Raw genomic sequence first — 20,134 nt, forward strand, 5'->3', positions numbered from 1 at the left:
CATGACCTTCTCGGGTGTTCTACACGCCATCGTCCTGGCAGGCGGAAAGGCCAGTCGTATGGGCGGAGTGGACAAACCCGCGCTCGTGGTCGGCGGACGCCGCATGCTCGACACTGCGCTGGATGCGGTGGCCGGTTGTGAACGCACCGTCGTTGTCGGGCCCCGCCGCGATGATCTGCCCCCACACATCGTTCAGGTCCAGGAATCACCTGCCGGGGCCGGCCCAGTGGCCGCCGTCGCTGCCGGCTTCGCCGCACTCGGCCCAAGTCCCGACGACGTGATCGTGGTGATCGCGTCCGATCTGCCGTTCGTTCGGGCCGAGACAGTGGGGTCCTTGGTGGACAGATGTTCGGGCGGTGCTGCCTTCGCAGTGGACGCCAACTATCATGTGCAGTTCTTGTTCTCGGCCTGGTCCTCGTCTGTGTTGGGTGCGCAATTGAACGCACTCGATTCCCACGCGAACCAGCCGATGAAGTTCCTTGTGCCCGAGCACTACGCCCGGGTACCCGTCACGGACGGCACCGACTGCGACACCCGATCGGACCTCGAAGAGGCGCGCGCCGCCAGTCGACACGTGTCCAACCGCTTGAATCTCGGCGGGGCACGTCAGGCGATACTCGACGGACTGACGCCGCTGACACCTGTCCGGCTACCACTCGCCGAAGCGTACGGCGGAGCCTTGGCCGAACCACTCATCGCCGCGGAAGCCTGCCCGCGCCAGGATGTTTCCGCGATGGACGGTTATGCGGTCTCGGGCACCGGCCCGTGGCAGCTCCGCAACGAAATCCGTTACGCAGGAAGCTCGGACGTACTCGAACTCGAGGACGGCGAGGCAGTCCGCATTGCCACGGGTGCACACCTCCCCCGCGGGGCGAGCACGGTGATTCGCGACGAGCATGTCCTGGTCGAAGGCGGCGTCGTCCAGTGCGCGGAGAATACTCCTGTTCGGGACGACGCACGCCGCCGCGGTGAGGATTGGCATCCCGGACACACCCTCGCCCCCGCCGGTTCGACGGTCGAGCCCGCTGTCGTGTCAGCGGCAGCATCGGCGGAAGTCACCACCGCACTGGTCCGCGGGCCCGTTCGCGCTCATGTGGTGGTCACCGGCGACGAGATTCGACGTGATGGTCCGCTGCAGGACGGTCAGACTCGCGACTCCCTGAGCCCGATCCTTCCAGCACTGTTGTCCCACTGCGGAGTTCACACGACCTCGAGTGCCCACCTGCGGGACACACCGGAGGGGTTCGACCAGGTGCTGAGCGCCATCACTGACACCGACGTGATCGTGATCGTCGGCGCAACGGGTGGGGGTGCGGCCGACAACCTCCGGCTTGCTCTCGACCGTGCGGGTGCGCGTGTGCTCGTGGGAAGGGTCGCGGTCCGCCCGGGTGGTTCACAGGTCACCGCAACCCTTCCGGACGGCCGTGTGGTGCTGGGCCTTCCGGGCAACCCATACGCGGCGGTGGTGACGCTACTTGCGATGCTGCCCACCGTCGTGGGCGCTTTGGTGGGTGCAGCGCCGCGGGCCGCGGTCATGGGCACCGTCGTGAATGCGGACGAGGTGCGCGCAGATGTGACGCGAATCTTGCCCGCCACCCGGCTTCCGGACGGACGCTGGCGCGTGGAGCCATCAGTACGGACCGCGCACCTCGCCGGGCTCGTCGGGCATGATGCCCTGGCGATCGTGCACCCGGAGGACGCCGACCTCCCGACTGAGCTGATACCACTTCCGACTGCTCATGGGTAGTCGGTCTCGTCGGCGAACCGGCGGTTCCGTTGCCATCTCGGTTGATCCGCATACGCGACAATATGCCGATGATGGGAACCAACAGCGAACTTACCGACGCAGTCAGTCAGTTTGTAGAGATGTTGCCGCAGACTCCGGAACTCGCCAAACGAGCCGAGGAGGTGTTGCGCCTGATTCAAGCTGAGGTCGACGAAACGGACAGAGAAGTCCAGCGACTGAGGAGTGATCCGAACCTTCCGGAAGAAGCCCGTATGGCAATGGCAAACAGACGTGGAGCCTGGAGCGCCCTCACGGCGGAGAGATCCAGATGGAGGACGGTTGTCGCGCGAGTTGCAAACAAACCGGAACGGGGCATCGACCCAGACGGATACGCCTACGTGCAGCACGATCGGGAATGACTCGACAATCCCGGAATGCGTTGGTTCCTCCACGCAGGACGCCGGTGCGTATCACGTCCTCGCGTAACGACTCAGCGCGCAGAGACCAGAGATTCGGCGGCACACGCGAAACGCTGCTCGAGCAGGCCCACGATCGCAGAGTCGACGCCCAGGGGCTGGGCGACACCGTCCGCACCGGATTCGGCGAGTCGGGCGTGAAACAGCCCGTGGGCCAACAGGTACGAGGCCACGAACACACGCTTCGCGCCTTGCGTACGCAGCCGTGCGACGACGTCGGGCACGCGGGGCTCGCCCGTTGCGACGTAACCGATTTCGACCCGGTCGCGCACGGCTTCCGACAGCATTGCTGCCGCCCGGCGTACGTCACGAAGAGCTCGTTGGTCGGAGGATCCGGCCGCAGCGAGAACCACGGCATCTCCCGGACACCAGCCGGCCTCGGCCAACCGGCGCAACAACACATCGGTCAGCACCGGATCAGGACCAAGCGCCCGCGTCACCGCAATCTGCGAGTGCTCGCTTTCCGCGACCTCGCGGGGAACATCGGTGTGCACGTGGTAGCCGGAGGCCAGGAAGGCGGGCACCACCACTGCGGGCCCGCCCATCTCGCGTAGCACCTCGGCCGGTGCGGGACCGAGTACGTCGACGAAGGCGACGCGTGTGGTTCCCACCCGTGCGGACACCTCGTCCGCGAGGGCCGCAATCATTTCGACACCGCGCGGGTTGCGCGTGCCGTGTGCAACCAGGACCAGTTTGGGGTCGCTCATAGTCGCTCCTCCCCCGTATCTGCGGGATCCAGCGCAAGCCGGTATCCCCTTTTCACCACGGTCTGAACAGCTTTGGGTGCGCCGAGCGATGCACGCAACCGGGCCACCGCGGTCTCGACGGCGTGGGTGTCCCCACCACCACCGGGTAGCACGGACAGCAGTTCGTCACGGGGCACAACGCGTCCCGGACGAGCTCCCAGCGTGCGGATCAACGACATCGCGGCGGGCGGCAATTGCCGGACTTCCCCGTCCACGACGACGCAGCCTCCGCGAATACTCAAGTCGTGTCCGGCTGCCCGGATCTTCTCGGAGCGAAGCGGCAGTTGGTCGATGATGTGCCGCGCCAGCGCACCGAGCCGCGCACGTGAAGGCTGTGTGGTCGGCACGTCGAGCTCGTGCAACGGAGCGGCGGTGACCGGCCCGACACACACGGCGAGCACCCGGGTGCGCAGTGCGTGCAGCATCGGCTCGAGCATTCCGGTTTCCTTGGCACGGGTGAGCATCGACGCGACCGCCGGCGCGCTCGTGAAGCTCACCGCATCGAGCGCACCCAGGGTGACCATCTCGATCATCCGGTCCATGGGGTCCTGGTCGTCGAGCGGTGTCCACCGGTACACGGGGACGGCGATCACATCGGCTCCGGCCTTGCGCAGCGCCTCGCAGAAGTCCGGAATCGGCTCCCACTCGCTGGCGGCGCCGTGCAACTGGACGGCGATGCGAACGCCCTCCACACCCTGCTCCAGCAGGTGGTCGAGCACCTCGGCCGAGGACTCCGACTCCGGTGACCACTCCTCCCGCAGGTCCGCTGCGCGGATGGCGCCCTTCGCCTTCGGCCCGCGTGCCAGCAAGGTCGTCGACGCGAGCGCACTCGTCAACTGCTCGGCCTCACCCCACCCGTCGGCGGCTTCCATCCAGCCGCGGAAGCCGATTCCGGTGGTGGCGACCACGATCTCGGGCGGGTTGTCGATGATCTCGCCAGTGACGCGTTCGAGTTCGGCATCGTCGGCCAGCGGAATGATCCGGATGGCGGGCGCATGCACGACGTTCGCCCCGCGACGCGTCAGCAGCGCGGCGAACTCTTCGGCCCGGCGGGCGGCAGTGATGCCGACCGTGAAGCCACAGAGCGGTGACGGATCGTTCACGAACTCGCGCACCCGGTGAGACTGTGGACCTGAACGACGCCGGCCCACACCCGAACGTCGTACACGGGCAGACTCACGCTCTCGTCATCGAGGCAACGTCCGTCTTCGAGGGAGAAGACCTGCTTGAGCAGGGGTGAGACGACGATGGGTTCGCCGGACCGGTCACCGACCAGACCACGCGACATCACTGCGGCCCGCCCGAACGGGTCGATGTTGCCCACAGCTTTCAATGATCCGTCCTCGAGGAGAAACAGGGCAACCTGCTCGCCGCCGCGCAGCAGCACGGCTACGCCCCTGCCGGGGATGAGGTGGCTCAGTGGGCATGCCGACGTCCACTCGAGTCGCCCCGAGTTGATGCTGGCCTGATCTGCGTCGCGGCCTAGGTGAGTAACGCTCATGACTTCCTCCTTCGCACCGTGGGTGCGGTGTCCATTCATGTCTACGGGCTCGGTGTTTCTCCGGCGTTAAGCCGCGATTACTCCGATGTAGAAGCTGCGAACTTCGGCATTCCCATCAACACCGGCACCTTGCGCTCGCCCGAATCGTCGAACGACACGGTCGGATCCTCCTGGTCCGGTGCGTTGACGAACGACACGAAGCGCGACAGCTTCTCCGGGTCGTCGAGCACACCGGCCCACTCGTCCTTGTACCCATCGACGTGCTTGGCCATCGATTCTTCGAGTTCTTGGCCGATTCCGAGGCTGTCCTCGCAGATCACGGCCTTGAGGTGATCGAGCCCGCCGTCGAGGGATTCCATCCACGGCGCGGTGCGTTCGAGACGGTCGGCCGTGCGCACATAGAACATCAGGTAGCGGTCGATGTAGCGGATCAACGTCTCGTCGTCGAGGCCGCCGGCCAGCAGCTGTGCGTGCTTCGGCGACTGTCCACCGTTACCGCCCACGTAGAGGTTCCAACCGTTCTCGGTCGCGATGACGCCGACGTCCTTGCCGCGTGCCTCGGCGCACTCGCGGGCGCAACCCGACACACCGAACTTGAGCTTGTGCGGGGACCGCAGGCCGCGGTAACGGTTCTCGAGGTTCACGGCCATTCCGACCGAGTCCTGGACGCCGTATCGGCACCAGCTCGATCCGACACAGCTCTTGACCGTGCGCAGCGACTTGCCGTAGGCCTGACCCGATTCCATTCCGGCGTCCACGAGACGCTTCCAGATGGCGGGCAGTTGCTCGACGCGGGCACCGAAGAGGTCGATGCGCTGACCACCGGTGACCTTGGTGTAGAGCCCGAAGTCACGGGCCACTTCACCGATCACGATCAACTGTTCCGGGGTGCATTCACCACCGGGCATCCGCGGAACGACCGAGTAGGTGCCGTTCTTCTGGATGTTCGCCAGGAAGTGGTCGTTGGTGTCCTGCAGGGACGCCTGCTGACGATGCAGGATGTGATCCGAGTCGGTGGACGCGAGGATCGACGCCACGGTCGGCTTGCAGATATCGCAACCCGTTCCCTTGCCGTACTTGGAGATGAGCGCGGAGAAGGTGCGCGTTCCGGTCGCCTGCACGATCTCGAACAGTTCGGCGCGCGACTGCTCGAAGTGCTCGCACAGCGCCTTCGACATGACGACACCGGACGACGCCAGCAGCTGTTTGACCGTCGGGAGGCAGCCACCACAGGTGGTACCGGCGTTGGTGCAGCCTTTGATGGCGGCGAGATCGCAGGCACCGTCGGCGATGGCGCCGCAGATGGTGCCCTTGGTGACGCCGTTGCACGAGCACACCTCCGCTTCGTCCGGAAGCGAACCTGCGCCGGGCTTCTCGCCGGCAGGCGAGATCAGCGACGCCGGATCGCCGGGCAGTTCGCGGCCCACGAGCGGACGCAGCGAGGCATACGCGGAGGCATCGCCCACGAGGATGCCACCGAGCAGCGTCTTGGCGTCGTCGGAGACCACGAGCTTGGCGTACGTGCCCTTGGCGGCGTCGTTGAGCACCACCTCGAGCGCACCCTCGGAGGTGGCCATGGCGTCACCGAAGCTGGCGACGTCGACGCCCATCAGCTTGAGCTTGGTGGACATGTCGGCGCCCGGGAACTCCGCCTCGCCACCGAGCAGACGATCGGCGACGATCTCGGCGGTGGTGTAGCCCGGTGCGACCAAGCCGTAGCACCTGCCCTCGACAGCCGCACACTCGCCGACCGCGTACACGTTCTCGTCCGATGTCCGGCAACCCAGGTCGGTCAGAATGCCACCACGTTCACCGACGTCGAGGCCAGTGTCCCGGGCGAGCTGATCCTGCGGGCGGACGCCGGCGGAGAACACCACCAACGATGCATCGATGGTGGAATCGTCCGACAGCTGCAAGCGAACACCGTTGTCGGTGGCTTCGATCGATTGAGTGCCGACACCGGTGTGCACGGTCAGGCCGAGATCGGTGACCAGGCGTTCGAGCACAGCGCCGCCACCCTCGTCCACCTGGGCGGGCATCAACCGCGAGTTGTACTCCACCACGTGCGGAGTCATGCCGAGCAGTCGCAGCGCGTTCGCCGCTTCCAGACCGAGCAGACCACCACCGATGACCACACCCACAGCGCCCGGTTCGGCGGCCTCTGCCGTAGCCCGGATCCCATCGAGGTCGTCGATGGTGCGGTACACATAGCACTCGGGAAGGTCGTGACCGGGGACCGGCGGCACGAACGGGTAGGAGCCCGTCGCCATGACCAGTGCGTCGTAGGAGACGACATCACCGGAAGCGGTGGTGACCTTGCGGGCCTCGCGGTCGACCGACACAGCCTTGGACCCGATCCGAAGGTCGACCAGACCGTCGCCGTCGTACTCGTTGCCGGCGAGGGCGAGTTCCTTGTGGTCCCACGTGCCGACGTAGGACGAGAGTCCCACGCGGTCGTAGGCGGGCAACGGCTCCTCGCACAGGACCGTGACCGACCAATCGTCGGCCTCGTCTCGTGCTCGCAAGGCCTCGACGAATCGGTGACCGACCATGCCGTGGCCGATGACGACTGCGGATTTGTGGCTCATGCTGCTCCTACTTCCTGTGTTGCGGATGATCGAGTGGTCGGGTCAGACCGCGATCGAAAGTTCTTGTTCGGTTCGGGTTGGTCCTGAGTCGCCGCGGGGCGGGCGGAGAAACACGAACCAGGTGACGGCGATGCAGACGACGTAGAAGGCGAGGAACACCCAGAACGCCATGGTGGCGGATTGTGCCGGACTGTTGTAGGACGCTCGAAGGACCAGGTTGATGCCCACGCCGCCGAGTCCGCCGATAGCGCCGGCGAAGCCGATGAGGGCGCTGGACATGCGCCGCGACCAGGCGGCCTTCTCGCTACGGTCGAGGCCGTCCAATCCTTGCGCCTTCGCCTCGAAAACTGTCGGGATCATCTTGTAGACCGAACCGTTGCCGAGCCCCGAGAGGAGGAACAGTGCGATGAATCCGAGGACCATGGCCACCATCACCGAGCCGGTGGCCGCACCTGCCGAAGCGTCGTCGATGGTTCCGGCCGTCACCAGCACCCCTGCCGCCAACGCCATCGCTACGAACGCGTAGAGGGTGATCACGCCGCCACCGATACGGTCGGCGAGCTTGCCGCCGACCGGGCGAGCCAGGGATCCGAGCAGCGGTCCGATGAAGGCGATCTTGGCTGCATCCAACGCCGCTTCCGCGGGTGTGGCGCCGCCTGCCGAGTAGCTGATCTGCAGGATCTGTGCGAACGCGAAGCTGAATCCGATGAAGGATCCGAATGTCCCCACGTAGAGGAAGCTGATCACCCACGACTGCGGAAATCTCAAAGCATCGACCATCGACCGAAGGTCCGCCTCCTGGCCTGCCAAGTTGTCCATGAACAGCGCGGCACCGACTGCGGCTGCGGCGACCAGGACGAGATAGAGCGAGCACACCATCCACGGGGCGGTGTTGCCGATCGTGGCGATGACGAGGAGACCGACGAGCTGGATCGTCGGGACGCCGATGTTTCCGCCGGCCGCGTTGAGTGCGAGCGCCCAGCCCTTCAGTCGCTGGGGGTAGAAGGCATTGATGTTGGCCATCGACGAGGCGAAGTTCGCGCCACCGACACCGGCAAGGGACGCCACCAGCATGAACGTGGTGTACGAGGCGCCGGGGTTCATCATGAGGTAGAGCGTCGCCAAAGTGGGAACGAACAGGACGAGGGCGCTGAACACCGTCCAGTTGCGTCCGCCGAAACGGGCCGTGGCCACGGTGTAGGGGATTCGTAGGACCGATCCCACCAGCGTGGGCACCGCGACGAGGAAGAATTTGCCGGCCGTGTCGATGCCGTAGACCTCGTAAGGCATGAACAGCACCATCACGGACCAGACCGACCAGACCGAGAGGCCGACATGTTCGGCGATCACGGACCAGATCAGATTCCGCTTCGCGATGCCCTTGCCACCGGCTTCCCAGGCATCGACATCCTCGGCGTCCCAGTTCTCGATCCAGGGACGTTCGATGTAGCGCTTCACCCGGGCCTCCTTCGTCTGTTGAGACCCAAAGGTAGAAACCAGGTGTTGCGTGAGTGCTGCGGCCTATGACCGCGACGTCAATTGATCCTCACAACGCGAACCCCGCCTATGTAAGGTTTACGAAACAGTCGGCGTTTCTACGTTCTACCTGCGGCAATCCAGCTGTCCTCGAGCATCCGAGGCTTACAAGCAGCGGCGCCACCTATGACCACGATCACCACAGCGACCGTCAACATCGCGAACGACGCCCACCATCCGCCGGTCATCTCACGCAATACACCGAACATCAACGGACCGAAACAGGCCACCGCGTAACCGACACCCTGAGTGAAACCGGACAACGACGCAGAACCGACATGAGTGCGGGTGCGCAGATTGATGAGCGTGAGCGACATCGGGAACGTGCTCGGGCCGAGACCCACTATGACGATCCATACAATGGGCGCCGCCATCGGCGCGAACAGCAAACCCGCGAAGCCGACCAGGTAGCACACAGCGCACGCGAGGACGATCGGAAACGGGTTGGTCATGCGCGCGCACAAAGTCGGCGCACTGAGCGCCGCCACGAGTCCCATGAACGAGAACAACCCCACCATCGCACCACCGAAGGACTCGCTCGCACCGGCGTCGGTCAGAACGTCCGGGATCCAGGTGAACATCGAGTACGTGATGCACGATGTCATCCCGAACATGCCGGCCATCCCCCACGCAACGGGTGAGCGCCACGCCTGACCACGCTCCTGGCCGGGCTGATCAGCGTTGTACACCTCGGCACTGCCGGTACGAACAGCCCGGCGGGACCGCAGGCGAACGACGATCCAGGGCAATGCCGCGGCGAACGCGAAGATCGCCCACACCCCGATGGACACACGCCACCCGGAGGCGTCCGCAAGAGGAACCGCCAGGAAGGCCGGCGCGATGGTGCCGATCTGCACACCCACGATGTACACCGAACTCATCAGGGCGAGACGGTCGGAGAAGTATCGCTTCACCAGTGGCGGCACCACGACGTTCCCGATGCCCATTCCGCCGAGCGCGAGGGCGGACATCGCCAGCAGTGACCACACGTCGTCGACCATCGCGCGCACGAGCATCCCGACACCGGACATGAGCATGGCGATCAGCGCAGTCCGCTCGAGACCCCACCACCGGGCCAGGTACGGGGTCGCGATGCCGAACAGTGCGAACATCGCGGTGGGAACCATGCCGAACACGCCGACGACGGTGGTGGAGAAGCCGATTTCCTCACTGATCTGCGCTGCCAGTGGGGTGAACGAGGTGACCGCCAACCTCAATACGAGCGCCGACATGACGATCGCGGCGAACACGAGCAGGCGACCACGGATAAGACTCACCATGAAATCATAGGATGACAGGATGACTGGTGTGAAACCAATTCGGCGGACGAGCCTCATCTCACAGGTGACGGACCAGCTCCGCGCACTCGTGCGCGACGGCCACTGGGAGATCGGCGACCGTATCCCCACCGAGCCGGAACTCGCGGAACGGTTCGGTACCGGCCGCAACACGGTGCGCGAAGCCGTCCAGGCGCTCGTGCACGCGGGAGTCCTCGAGCGCCGACAGGGTTCCGGGACGTTCGTCGTCGCCCGGTCCGAGGTGACGTCGGCACTGGGCACCTACTTCGCGAGCGCACACGAGCGGGACGTTCTCGAACTTCGGCAGGCACTCGACACGACGGCCGCGCGGCTGGCGGCCGGTCGGCGGACACCCGAAGACATCGACACATTGAATCGACTCCTGCGCGAACGACGCGACCTATGGCCCGTGGACGACCTCGAATCCGCGGTGGCCGCAGACGTCGCTCTCCACCGCGCCATCGTCGAGGCGAGCCACAATGCCGTCTATCTCGAGTTCTACGACTCGCTCCTGCCTGCCATCGCGCGGGCGATCGACAATCACGTCGCGACCACCGGCCGCGGGTTCCACGACGAGCACGCCTCCCTGATCGCAGCGATCGTCGACGAGGACCAAGACGGCGCCGCCGAAGCAGCACGGGCACTACTGGAAGAGATATTGGACTGACAGCAGACCTCACCAGAGCGGTTGCCCCATCCGATCGCCCCGCCGCTCCGAATTTCCCACAACGAGCATTTCCCACGACGAGTTTGGGGAACAGGAGAGGGTGGATCAATGACCGTCGAGACGGGTCGAGAGCGAACATCCCGATGGCACACGCTTCCCGCACGTGCACTGTCGGGCGTGCTCGCCGCCGCCGTCGTCCTCGGTGTCGGCGAACTGCTTGCAGTGCCGATCGCACGGTCGGCGTCACCGTTCTTCGCCGTCGGGGACACGACCGTCGACCGCAGTCCCGCCTGGGCGAGAGAATTCGCGATCTCCACGTTCGGCACCAACGACAAGCCCGCGCTGTTCATCGGAATGGGCATTCTGATCGTGGTGCTCGCCGCGATCGCAGGCGTCGTGGAGCGGACGCATCGCCCCTACGGCAGCATGATTCTCGTGGCTCTGGGTCTGGTCGGGGTCTATGCGGCCACCAGCCGCCCCGGCGCGACGGCGTCATCCGCGCTGCCGACCGTCATCGGGGTCGTCGCCGGGATTTTCGTACTGCGCGTTCTCACCACCCGGTCGCGGTCACTGGACGAGCCCGAACAGGAAGCCGGCGACATGTCGCGGCGCAAGTTTCTCGTGCTCGCCGGGACGGCGGCGGCTGCGGCGGCGGCAGCGGGGGCCGCAGGTCGCCACATCGCAAGCAACCTCGCGGGCGCGGTCAGCAACCGAATGGCCTTCCTGGTTCCGTCGGTGGCTGCCCGCCATCAGGCGAAGCCGATCCCTCCCGGTACCGACATCTCCGTTCCCGGCAGCACCTCGTTCGTTACCGACAACGACGCCTTCTATCGCATCGACACCGCCTTGCAGGTGCCGAAGCTCACCACCGACGACTGGAGCCTACGAATCCACGGCATGGTCGACCGCGAAATTACTCTGAGCTGGGACGATCTCATGGCCCGAACACCCATCGAGCGCATCATCACGCTCAGCTGCGTCTCCAACCCGATCGGCGGCGACCTTGTCGGCAACGCCACCTGGATCGGCTATCCGATCAAAGATCTGCTCGACGAGGTGGGCGTATCCCCCGAAGCCGACATGCTGCTGTCGACCAGTTCCGATGGATTCACCGCCGGCACGCCCCTCTCGGTGCTGCGCAACGGTCGAGACTCGATGCTCGCGGTGACGATGAACGGGGAACCACTGCCGTTCGACCACGGCTATCCGGTCCGGCAGGTGGTACCTGGGCTGTACGGGTACGTCTCGGCCACGAAGTGGGTCGTGGACTGGGAGGTGACCCGCTTCGACCGAGCGCAGGCGTACTGGACGCAGCGCGGCTGGGCCGAGAAGGCGCCGATCAAGACGGCCTCACGTATCGACGTTCCGGCGGCCTTCGAGCGGGTCGAGAGCGGCGAGGTGACGGTCGCGGGCACTGCGTGGGCACAGCACCGCGGCATCGCCCGAGTCGAGGTCCGCGTCGACGACGGGCCGTGGCAGGACGCCACCCTGGCAACCGCGTACTCGCCGGACACCTGGCGCCAATGGACGTGGCGGTGGCAAGCCACGCCTGGATCCCAGACCCTGGAAGTACGTGCAACCGACATGGACGGCAACGTGCAGACCGAGCAACGCACCGGAACAGTCCCCGACGGGGCCACCGGTTGGCACACCCGTTCCGTCACCGTCGTGTGACGGTGCATCAGTCTTCATCGGCCAGTCGGTCGGAATAGATCGGCTCGCATGATGCTGTCCGAAGACGCTCTCTAGCCCACACCTGTTGCCGCGACCGGTTGGTTTAATTTGTTACAAAAGTGAGATTTGTTATCAGTGTGAATAGTGCGAACTCACCGTAAGTTCCTCCCCAGCAGCGGACGCTGCTGACCTTCGATTGCTATGGGAGGGGCCCGAATGGCAGGGCATACGCGATCACACAGTGGGATGCAGTCTCGATCAATATCGGCGCTGATGTTCACCGGCGGCGGTGTGGTTGCTGCACAACCAGAATCGGAAACCACCACCACGACGGCCACGACCACCACGACGGCGCGGCCGACGACCACCACGACGGCCCCTGCCTCACCGGCAGACACCATCACGGAATCGACGACAGCGCCGGCTGCCACCACGGCGCCGCAGGTATCGGCGCCGGCGGCACGGACGACCGCGAGCCCGACGACGACCTCCAGCCAGGCGTCAGTCACGGCCACCACGACACCGTCGGCCACCTCGCAGCAGGCTCCGGTGCAGTCGGCCTCCCGGGACAAGTCGGCCGCGTTCGCCAGGGCACCGGTCACCCCGCCTCCTTCTGCCGCAGTCGATGTCGAGAAGCCCGAGCGTGAGCCGGGCAAGACGGCGCCGACCGGCATGGACCTGGTCCGCTCCCAGCAGTACGCACTGACCGTGCCGGCCGATCAGCTCCCCGAGCTGCCCGCCGATGCGAGGTCGCGCATGCAGCGCACGGCGCTGCCGGAGGGGATCAGTCAGGAAGACGCGGAACTGTCCGAGCGGATGGCCATGGTCGCCAACGCGAACTGCCAGTTCTACACCCCGTCCCCGCACGCAGTGTGTGGTGCGATCCGCGACAAGTACAACGCCATGGGCGGACCCGCCAGCTTCCTCGGGTGGCCGACCTCGCCGGAGTACCAGAATCCCGGCAACACCGGCGCCCGTAGTGAGTTCCTGAACGGCAGCATCTACTGGTCGGCCGCCACCGGCGCCCACCCGATCACACCCTTGTTCATGACCAAATGGGCTGAACACGGTTGGGAAGCCGGTTGGATGGGCTACCCCACCAGCGACGAAATCCCCAACGGGGACAACATCGGCAGCCGCCAACACTTCGACACCGCCAACGCCGCCATCTACTGGCACAACAGCCTGCCTGGCCCTGGCCTCGCCGTCATCGGCGGCGCCATCCGCGACAAGTGGGGAACGGTCGGCTGGGAAACACCCGGCGGACTCCTCGGCTACCCCACCAGCGACGAGGTCATCCTCCCGGACGGCCCAGGCCGCATGAACCGCTTCCAACGCGGCGTCATCTACTGGCATCCGTCCACCGGCGCCCACCAAATCACAGGCATTCCATTGCACATATGGAGCATGAGAGGGTACGAGAAATCGGAGTGGGGATACCCCGTCGGCGATCCCGAGCTTGACGCAGTCGTCCCTATCGCAATGTCGCAACAGTTTCAACTAAAGAAACTTGACGGGAAAGCCCTTGCAAAAGACGCAGGCGTAGAGACCTTCAACGGTGAAATTGTCAACAGTCTCCTTGTGGAATGGCTAGAGAGTCAAGGCGCTACTTTCAGCCCGGCAGACGTTCCTGAGGCCTCACTGCGCGCGAGCCTCTGCTCCATTCCAGACTCCACGCAGGAACAGTACGGTGGAGTTTCCATTCCCTCGAGCTATGACTACTGGGGATGTGTGAAGGACGACCAATCGCCAATTCCAGCCAAGTACGCACGCCACGACTATTGTTCAAGCTCTCCAGACCAGTTCCCCTCCCCTGGCCAGAATGCAGAATTCAGCGGAGGATGCGCGCGACACGATATGTGCATGGACGAAGCTGACGCAACCAACGACGGCTACAACCCATGCAACAGTCAACTATGGGACGACATGGGAACAATCTGCAGTAACGTGTATTCGGGATTTGACCCGCGTCGATACGGGTGCCGCGACTTTCGAGACGTGTATTGGGTATTTGTAACTGGTAGTCACCTCGATGAACTTTAGGGTAATCGGCACTATTCGCTCCGATGACATCCCCGCAAGACGAGCAGGTGTCCGAGCATAAGAAACGAAGGGATCACGCAGTGTCATGGAGTACTTTTTCTCCGTCCCACTTTGCCTCTCTAGAAATCCCTCTGGTCATAGTCCCCACAGTGGTAGCTTCTCTGGTGATATGGCGGATGGGAAGGTCCCCCGGTTTCGAGGTTTCCGAATGGACCGCCGGATCCTTGAGTCGCGGTTTCTGGCCTCGATGGGGTCATCCGGGGAAGCTATCGCGCTATCAAGTAGGAGTTTTGGCCTTCATTCTGGGGTTTATCGCCTGTGCGGGCTGGCTGAGTTGGACAGCTGAAGACAAGGGCGGCGGCGCTCACGGGCCCAGCTATCCACCGCCGAATAATTTTCCCGCCTGGCAAATAGCGGCATTAGGAGTAATACTAACAGCGTTCGCTGTCCTAACTTCGATGTATGCGACGAGAGTGAAGTCGGGAGCTCTAATATCACCATTGTTTTCTGCAGCAGGCTTCTCGACAGCCATGTCCATCGGCTTGGCTAATGGGGTGAAAAGTCAAGAAGGGGTCGGAGTTGGTTTTTCAATGATCGGCCTAACTGTGGGTCTAGGAATTATTACGCTTATATGTGCTTCCTTGCGTGCGGGAAGGCTGAAAATACTAGTCCAATGAGGCTTTCTCAGTAGTTCCCGCGTTGGAGCGTTGACAGGACAATGTCCGCGGCAACGATCGATCCGATCCTGTTTGGACACAGGCGGGTTGATTGAAGGCAACGCCAGCGTTGTTTGAGTTCTGCAGTGACGCGCTCCTCACTGGCACGCACCGCGGTCAACAACATGTTGTAGCTCTGGGTCACGATGGCAAGTCCACGAGCCGCTTTTGACCTGAGTTAGGACATTTTACTTAGTGCCCCGTTTCGAGGCCCAGGCGAGCGAGAATTTCTAGCTGAGCTGGCGATATCTCGGTGGGAACTCTTCGGTGACGCCGTTGATGGCGATGGCGGAGGTCCGGAGCGGCCGGAGTTGTTTGACCATTCGGGCGATCGCGATGCCGGCGTTGCGCACTCCAGAGCGAGGAGCCTAACTGACTTGAAACGTGCCGAAGCCCGGCGTCACCCCACCATTGTCGACGGTGACCGTGGCAATTACACGCCCGGGCCCGGTTGCCACATCGGCTGCGGGCGGCGGAATGTCGGTCGCAGCCCAGTTTCCGGACGGAATGGCGGCACTACCGCTGGCTCCGGTATTCACGTTCAACCAGTGCACGTGCACGCCCTGAACGAAGCCCTGACACACCGACGGGTTGATGACGGAGCACTGACTCAGAGTGCGGATGTGGGTGGTTCCCGGCTGCGGTCCAGCGCTCGCCTCGAGGGTGAGGAAACCGATCGGGAGTGAGGTCAACCCGACTGCGGGAACCTGAAACGTGGTCGTGACCTCTTGCGCCGACGCCACACCGGCGCTGACCGTGGCCATCGCCGCCACCATCGCGGCGGTGCCAATACATGCGGCTAATGCTCGATGCATCGCGAATCACCCCATCTGCCTGACGTCTCTACCCTGTCACATCAGGGCGGCGGCGGAGCGCGTTACAGAAGCAGGCGCACGACGTCGGCGGTGCGAGCCAGGCCGGGGAACGCTTCGGCGGTCGAGCGTGGGTGGAGCGCATGAACGGCGAGCCGAAACAGCACCGCCCGCAGCAACATCTGAGGCCACTCGGGAAGATCTTCCCATCGGCCGATCAGCGCCTCGTCGCCGCCGCCCCACGAGATGGCGTCAACCACTGCCACGGCGGCAGCCCACGATGCCGGACGCCAATACGGGGTGATGTCGGTGATCCCCGGAGCCAGCGCACCGGAGAACAACACGGTGCCGAACAGGTCGCCGTGCACCAATTGATCCGGGCTGTTCACCGGCAGACGCAACGACGCCAAGCCTGCGATCAGCTCCAAACTCTGACGTCCATCCGGCGAAGGAGTCTCGAGTTGCTCGGCACCCTTGGCGCTTCGGAGCGGGATCTTCTCCCACGCAGCCCGGTCGGCAGCCACGAACACATCCACCTCGGCGAACGGCGGCACCGGCGGCTGCACCAAAAACCGTGGACGATCCAGTTGCGACGTTGCCGCATGGAGCCGGCCCGACATCGAGACGACCTCGTCGTGGCGAGGCTCCGGTGAGCCTTCGATGAAAGTGTCGGCGCGCCAGCCGGACACCACATAGCGGCCGTCGGTCGAACGCACCGGGCGGGCCAGACGCACCCCGTCCACCTCGATGGTCTCGCGTACCTTCGCGGACCAGGCCGCGCGCGCGTGGTCGGCGACAGCGGACAGGACCACGTCTCCACACAGCCACCCGCCGTCCCAATCCGCACCGAGCGGGATGGGTTCGACTTCGCGGAGGCCGAACGTGGAGCACACGTGCTGGGGAGGTTGGCCGGTGCTCACGTTCGTCAGGCTACCGCTGCGCAGCGGACAGTTCGGTAGGCGCGCCTAATAAACCGGCAAGGTGGGGTCGACCTGGTTCGCCCACGCGATCACGCCGCCCTGGAGATGCACGGCATCGGCGAATCCGGCCTTCTTCACGGCCGCGAGTGCTTCAGCGGATCGGATACCGGTCTTGCAGTGCAACACGATCCGCTTGTTCTGCGGAAGCTCGGCCAACGCCTCACCCGACAGGATACGGCCCTTCGGAATCAGCACGGCCCCAGGAATGTGAACGATGTCCCATTCGACCGGCTCGCGGACGTCGACGAGCACCACCCCCGATTCCGTGCCCATGAGATCGCGAAGCTCGGTCGCGGTAATCGTCGACCCTGCAGCGGCGGCGGCCCCCTCCTCGGACACCACCCCGCAGAATGCCTCGTAATCGATCAACTCGGTGACCGGAACACGGTCGGGGTCCCTGCGCAATTTTATGGTCCGGTAGGTCATGTCGAGGGCGTCGTACACCATCAGCCGGCCGAGAAGGCTCTCGCCGATACCGGTGATCAACTTGATTGCCTCGGTGGCCATGATCGAGCCGATGGACGAGCACAACACACCCAGCACTCCCCCTTCGGCGCACGAGGGCACCATGCCCGGGGGCGGTGCCTCCGGATAGAGGTCGCGGTAGTTCAGCCCGCGGTCGTCCGGGGCGTCTTCCCAGAACACCGATGCTTGGCCCTCGAACCGATAGATCGACCCCCACACATACGGCTTGTGCGCCAGAATCGCTGCATCGTTGACGAGGTACCGGGTGGCGAAATTGTCGGTACCGTCCAGGATGAGGTCGTACTCGGAGAACAGTTCCACGGCGTTGCTCGTGTCGAGCCGCACCTCATGTAGTCGAACCTCGATGTGCTCGTTGATCTCACGAATCGACTCGCGGGCGCTCTCCCCTTTCGGACGCCCCACGTCCGAACGACCGTGAATGATCTGGCGTTGCAGGTTGGAGGTGTCCACTTCGTCGAACTCGACGATCCCGATGGTTCCGACGCCGGCTGCGGCTAGATACATCAGCGCCGGCGAACCGAGACCCCCCGCACCGATGAACAGGACTCGGGCGTTCTTGAGCCGCTTCTGACCGTCCATACCGACGTCGGGAATGATGAGGTGGCGGCTGTAGCGGGCGACCTCGTCGCGAGACAGCTCGGCTGCCGGCTGCACCAGCGGCGGCAGCGGACGGGACTGCGCGGAACCATACGGCGCGGCGTTCACAGCATTCACGAGCCCACTCCTTAGACGAACGTTGCCCATTTCAACGCTTCTGCTCCGCGGGATCTTCCCACTGTCTGCTTCGAGGACCCTTGTCACTACTTCGAGGACCCCTGTCACTACTTCGAGAACCCTTCTCAGCCGCGTGGGTAGGGCCACGGATTGAAGTTGCACTCCATACCGTTCATGGGGACCACACCTTCGGGGTCGAGTTTCGCGATGTCGTTGTTCGCCGTACCGAACGTCTGCTGCATCATCACGGGCGCAAGGCCCCCGTCGGCCTCACAGGGCTGATGTTCGCGATAGCCGATCGCATGCCCGACCTCGTGGTTGATCAGATACTGCCGGTAAGAGCCGATGTCGCCCTGGAACGCGATGGCTCCGCGAATCCAGCGTGGCTCGTTGATGAGAACGCGGTCGATCGCCGGGTTGTAGCACGACACCTCGAGTTCGATGTCGTAGCCACAGGCTTCGCGGATACTCATCTGAGACGTCAACGACACCCGGAAATCCGGCTCACCCTGGTCGATCCGACGGAACGAGAAACGCGGATCGTGTGTCCAACTCTTGGGGTTCGACAGGGTCTGCTGCACCATCCGGCCGAAGGATTCGTCACCACCGAAACCGGCTGTATCGACCCCGTCCTCGACCTCCACCGAATAGGTGAACTCACGCTCGGTGCCCTGTCCCACCTTCTCCGACGTACCGGGCACGACATGCCAGGTTCCCGCACCCGTCTCCGTGAACGGTCCGCCGTCCGGGAGGGTGCCGCTGGCGATCGACTCGGCGAAACTGCCGTCGGCCAAAGGCGGCACACCGATCACCTCGGACCCCTCGGGTTCATCGGACAAGGTTCCAAAATTGGGTTGTTCGGCCACAGCGGGTTGATCGGTACCGGCGCCCCGCAAGGCGTCCACGACGACAACCATCGTGACCAGGAACAACACCGGTATCGCATATGCCCGCCAGCCGTACATGGAGACGAACCGGCCGACCTTGCTCTGCTTCCTGACCTGACGTTCCGGCCGTGACCCCCTAGCTCTGACCTCACGCTTCGTCGGATCCCATTGAGCACGCAACGGTTGATGCGAACGACTGTGCGCGAAGCTCTCGTCCGGGTGGCTCGGTTCCCACCTGCCATCGGCTCGCGATTGCCAATCTCCCTCGCCGTCGCGTTGGGGAGTTCGACTACGCACGCGCGGTCCTCCTCGGTAGGTCACTGGTCCCAGACTCTCGGGGCCAGAATTTCACGATCTCGGAGCCGTCTCGTCCGAGCCCAACGACCATAGCGCCTCGGCGTTCCAGCCGACGGGACCTGACGACCTGACACACCCCGGCACACCGGACGCACCCGAAATCGTTCGCGCAGGTATCGTTCAAGGGGTCACATCATTCCAATGATGTGACCAGGAGTACATACGCAGATGGGAAGCGACATGACCGAACTCGCGGATCGGACCAACTTCGAGCGCGAAGCGACGACGACCACCACGACTCGTCGGAGCACTCGTCTGCCGCGGGACGCACGACGGCTACAACTCTTGGCCGCAGCGAGCGAGGTCTTCGTCAGCCGTGGGTACCACGCCGCAGGCATGGACGAGATCGCCGAATGCGCAGGCGTCAGCAAGCCAGTTCTGTATCAGCACTTCCCCGGCAAGGTCGAACTGTATGTCGCCGTTCTGCAGAGCTATGTAGACATCCTGATCGCCGGCGTCCGCCAGGCTCTGCGCTCGACTACCGACAACAAGCAGCGTGTTCGTGCGGCCGTCCAGGCCTTCTTCGACTTCGTCGACAACGACACCCAAGGCTTCCGGCTCGTCTTCGAGTCCGACTTGATGGGTGAGCCGCAGGTCCAAACCCGTGTCGAGCAGGCCACCGAGGCTTGCGTCGACGCGGTGTTCGACCTGGTGAGCCACGATTCCGGCCTCGACCCCTATCGAGCACGCATCCTCGCGGTCGGGCTCGTCGGCGCGAGCCAGTTCACGGCACGCTACTGGCTCGAAGCCGCCCGTCCGATCCCCAAGGAGGAGGCCGTCGACATCACGGTCACCCTCGCCTGGGGCGGACTCTCGCGCGTTCCCCTGCAGTCCGAGCAGTAACAACCAGACGCCAGACAGTGGAGGGGGCCCCCCGGGACAGCGGGGCCCCCCCCAGGTTTGGGGGGCGCCAGCCGGCCGCGCCCA

At 64.5% G+C, this 20,134-nt stretch carries 18 protein-coding genes; 6 read left to right on the top strand and 12 right to left on the bottom strand.

Annotation, left to right across the window (positions count from 1 at the left end; genetic code table 11):
- Position 1 precedes the first annotated feature (1 nt).
- Together ACZI8Q_RS15180 and ACZI8Q_RS15185 are read left to right on the top strand one after the other, a co-directional pair.
- Complete coding sequence (locus ACZI8Q_RS15180; RefSeq protein WP_463374377.1) at positions 2 to 1,747, top strand: NTP transferase domain-containing protein; 1,746 nt, start codon at positions 2 to 4, stop codon at positions 1,745 to 1,747.
- A gap of 68 nt (positions 1,748 to 1,815) precedes the next feature.
- Positions 1,816 to 2,145, top strand: coding sequence for a hypothetical protein (locus ACZI8Q_RS15185; protein ID WP_463374378.1), 330 nt, complete (start codon positions 1,816 to 1,818; stop codon positions 2,143 to 2,145).
- A 71-nt stretch (positions 2,146 to 2,216) separates the two neighbouring features.
- Here the strand turns inward: ACZI8Q_RS15185 and ACZI8Q_RS15190 are convergent, their stop codons facing one another.
- The 6 genes from ACZI8Q_RS15190 to ACZI8Q_RS15215 form a co-directional block, all read right to left on the bottom strand.
- The gene (locus ACZI8Q_RS15190) at positions 2,217 to 2,909 is read right to left on the bottom strand and encodes a sirohydrochlorin chelatase (protein ID WP_463374379.1); all 693 of its coding nucleotides are present in this window, start codon (positions 2,907 to 2,909) and stop codon (positions 2,217 to 2,219) included.
- Positions 2,906 to 4,051, bottom strand: coding sequence for a uroporphyrinogen-III synthase (locus ACZI8Q_RS15195; RefSeq protein WP_463374397.1), 1,146 nt, complete (start codon positions 4,049 to 4,051; stop codon positions 2,906 to 2,908). The genes ACZI8Q_RS15190 and ACZI8Q_RS15195 overlap by 4 nt, the downstream gene beginning before the upstream one ends.
- Positions 4,048 to 4,449, bottom strand: a complete 402-nt coding sequence (gene nirD, locus ACZI8Q_RS15200; RefSeq protein ID WP_463374380.1) for a nitrite reductase small subunit NirD — start codon at positions 4,447 to 4,449, stop codon at positions 4,048 to 4,050. The genes ACZI8Q_RS15195 and nirD overlap by 4 nt, the downstream gene beginning before the upstream one ends.
- Before the next feature lie 77 nt (positions 4,450 to 4,526).
- Positions 4,527 to 7,037, bottom strand: a complete 2,511-nt coding sequence (gene nirB, locus ACZI8Q_RS15205) for a nitrite reductase large subunit NirB (RefSeq protein ID WP_463374381.1) — start codon at positions 7,035 to 7,037, stop codon at positions 4,527 to 4,529.
- Between the two features lie 42 nt (positions 7,038 to 7,079).
- Positions 7,080 to 8,495 (bottom strand): MFS transporter, encoded by a 1,416-nt coding sequence (locus tag ACZI8Q_RS15210; RefSeq protein ID WP_463374382.1) that lies wholly within the window; start codon positions 8,493 to 8,495, stop codon positions 7,080 to 7,082.
- Positions 8,496 to 8,632: 137 nt separating this feature from the next.
- A complete protein-coding gene (locus tag ACZI8Q_RS15215) occupies positions 8,633 to 9,853 on the bottom strand; it encodes a CynX/NimT family MFS transporter (protein WP_463374383.1) in 1,221 nt (406 codons plus the stop codon).
- Between the two features lie 19 nt (positions 9,854 to 9,872).
- Here ACZI8Q_RS15215 and ACZI8Q_RS15220 point away from each other — a divergent pair, with 19 nt between their 5' ends.
- Both ACZI8Q_RS15220 and ACZI8Q_RS15225 read left to right on the top strand, forming a co-directional pair.
- Positions 9,873 to 10,538, top strand: a complete 666-nt coding sequence (locus ACZI8Q_RS15220; RefSeq protein ID WP_463374384.1) for a FadR/GntR family transcriptional regulator — start codon at positions 9,873 to 9,875, stop codon at positions 10,536 to 10,538.
- A 108-nt stretch (positions 10,539 to 10,646) separates the two neighbouring features.
- Positions 10,647 to 12,212 (top strand): molybdopterin-dependent oxidoreductase, encoded by a 1,566-nt coding sequence (locus ACZI8Q_RS15225; protein WP_463374385.1) that lies wholly within the window; start codon positions 10,647 to 10,649, stop codon positions 12,210 to 12,212.
- 152 nt (positions 12,213 to 12,364) lie between these two features.
- Here the strand turns inward: ACZI8Q_RS15225 and ACZI8Q_RS15230 are convergent, their stop codons facing one another.
- Positions 12,365 to 12,814, bottom strand: a complete 450-nt coding sequence (locus tag ACZI8Q_RS15230) for a hypothetical protein (protein ID WP_463374386.1) — start codon at positions 12,812 to 12,814, stop codon at positions 12,365 to 12,367.
- 70 nt (positions 12,815 to 12,884) lie between these two features.
- Here ACZI8Q_RS15230 and ACZI8Q_RS15235 point away from each other — a divergent pair, with 70 nt between their 5' ends.
- Positions 12,885 to 14,255, top strand: coding sequence for an LGFP repeat-containing protein (locus ACZI8Q_RS15235; RefSeq protein ID WP_463374387.1), 1,371 nt, complete (start codon positions 12,885 to 12,887; stop codon positions 14,253 to 14,255).
- A 684-nt stretch (positions 14,256 to 14,939) separates the two neighbouring features.
- Here ACZI8Q_RS15235 and ACZI8Q_RS15240 read toward each other — a convergent pair.
- The 5 genes from ACZI8Q_RS15240 to ACZI8Q_RS15260 all read right to left on the bottom strand — a co-directional run bounded on the left by ACZI8Q_RS15240 (position 14,940) and on the right by ACZI8Q_RS15260 (position 19,030).
- A complete protein-coding gene (locus ACZI8Q_RS15240; protein ID WP_463374398.1) occupies positions 14,940 to 15,098 on the bottom strand; it encodes a hypothetical protein in 159 nt (52 codons plus the stop codon).
- Between the two features lie 241 nt (positions 15,099 to 15,339).
- Entirely contained in the window at positions 15,340 to 15,786 is a 447-nt protein-coding gene (locus tag ACZI8Q_RS15245; protein WP_463374388.1) for a hypothetical protein, read from the bottom strand.
- A gap of 62 nt (positions 15,787 to 15,848) precedes the next feature.
- Positions 15,849 to 16,703 (bottom strand): TIGR02569 family protein, encoded by an 855-nt coding sequence (locus tag ACZI8Q_RS15250; protein WP_463374389.1) that lies wholly within the window; start codon positions 16,701 to 16,703, stop codon positions 15,849 to 15,851.
- 45 nt (positions 16,704 to 16,748) lie between these two features.
- The gene (moeZ, locus tag ACZI8Q_RS15255) at positions 16,749 to 17,954 is read right to left on the bottom strand and encodes an adenylyltransferase/sulfurtransferase MoeZ (RefSeq protein WP_463374399.1); all 1,206 of its coding nucleotides are present in this window, start codon (positions 17,952 to 17,954) and stop codon (positions 16,749 to 16,751) included.
- Positions 17,955 to 18,088: 134 nt separating this feature from the next.
- Positions 18,089 to 19,030, bottom strand: a complete 942-nt coding sequence (locus ACZI8Q_RS15260) for a DUF3152 domain-containing protein (protein ID WP_463374400.1) — start codon at positions 19,028 to 19,030, stop codon at positions 18,089 to 18,091.
- A 357-nt stretch (positions 19,031 to 19,387) separates the two neighbouring features.
- Here ACZI8Q_RS15260 and ACZI8Q_RS15265 point away from each other — a divergent pair, with 357 nt between their 5' ends.
- Positions 19,388 to 20,050, top strand: a complete 663-nt coding sequence (locus tag ACZI8Q_RS15265; protein WP_463374401.1) for a TetR/AcrR family transcriptional regulator — start codon at positions 19,388 to 19,390, stop codon at positions 20,048 to 20,050.
- Positions 20,051 to 20,134 lie beyond the last annotated feature (84 nt).

Source organism: Rhodococcus quanlei (genome assembly GCF_055231015.1).

Bases quoted from the DNA above. Each gene is read 5' to 3' on its own strand.
- ACZI8Q_RS15180 (WP_463374377.1), top strand. From the start codon at position 2: ATGACCTTCTCGGGTGTTCTACACGCCATCGTCCTGGCAGGCGGAAAG.
- ACZI8Q_RS15185 (WP_463374378.1), top strand. From the start codon at position 1,816: ATGATGGGAACCAACAGCGAACTTACCGACGCAGTCAGTCAGTTTGTA.
- ACZI8Q_RS15190 (WP_463374379.1), bottom strand. From the start codon at position 2,909: ATGAGCGACCCCAAACTGGTCCTGGTTGCACACGGCACGCGCAACCCG.
- nirD (WP_463374380.1), bottom strand. From the start codon at position 4,449: ATGAGCGTTACTCACCTAGGCCGCGACGCAGATCAGGCCAGCATCAAC.
- nirB (WP_463374381.1), bottom strand. From the start codon at position 7,037: ATGAGCCACAAATCCGCAGTCGTCATCGGCCACGGCATGGTCGGTCAC.
- ACZI8Q_RS15215 (WP_463374383.1), bottom strand. From the start codon at position 9,853: ATGGTGAGTCTTATCCGTGGTCGCCTGCTCGTGTTCGCCGCGATCGTC.
- ACZI8Q_RS15220 (WP_463374384.1), top strand. From the start codon at position 9,873: ATGACTGGTGTGAAACCAATTCGGCGGACGAGCCTCATCTCACAGGTG.
- ACZI8Q_RS15225 (WP_463374385.1), top strand. From the start codon at position 10,647: ATGACCGTCGAGACGGGTCGAGAGCGAACATCCCGATGGCACACGCTT.
- ACZI8Q_RS15235 (WP_463374387.1), top strand. From the start codon at position 12,885: ATGGACCTGGTCCGCTCCCAGCAGTACGCACTGACCGTGCCGGCCGAT.
- ACZI8Q_RS15240 (WP_463374398.1), bottom strand. From the start codon at position 15,098: ATGTTGTTGACCGCGGTGCGTGCCAGTGAGGAGCGCGTCACTGCAGAA.
- ACZI8Q_RS15245 (WP_463374388.1), bottom strand. From the start codon at position 15,786: ATGCATCGAGCATTAGCCGCATGTATTGGCACCGCCGCGATGGTGGCG.
- ACZI8Q_RS15265 (WP_463374401.1), top strand. From the start codon at position 19,388: ATGACCGAACTCGCGGATCGGACCAACTTCGAGCGCGAAGCGACGACG.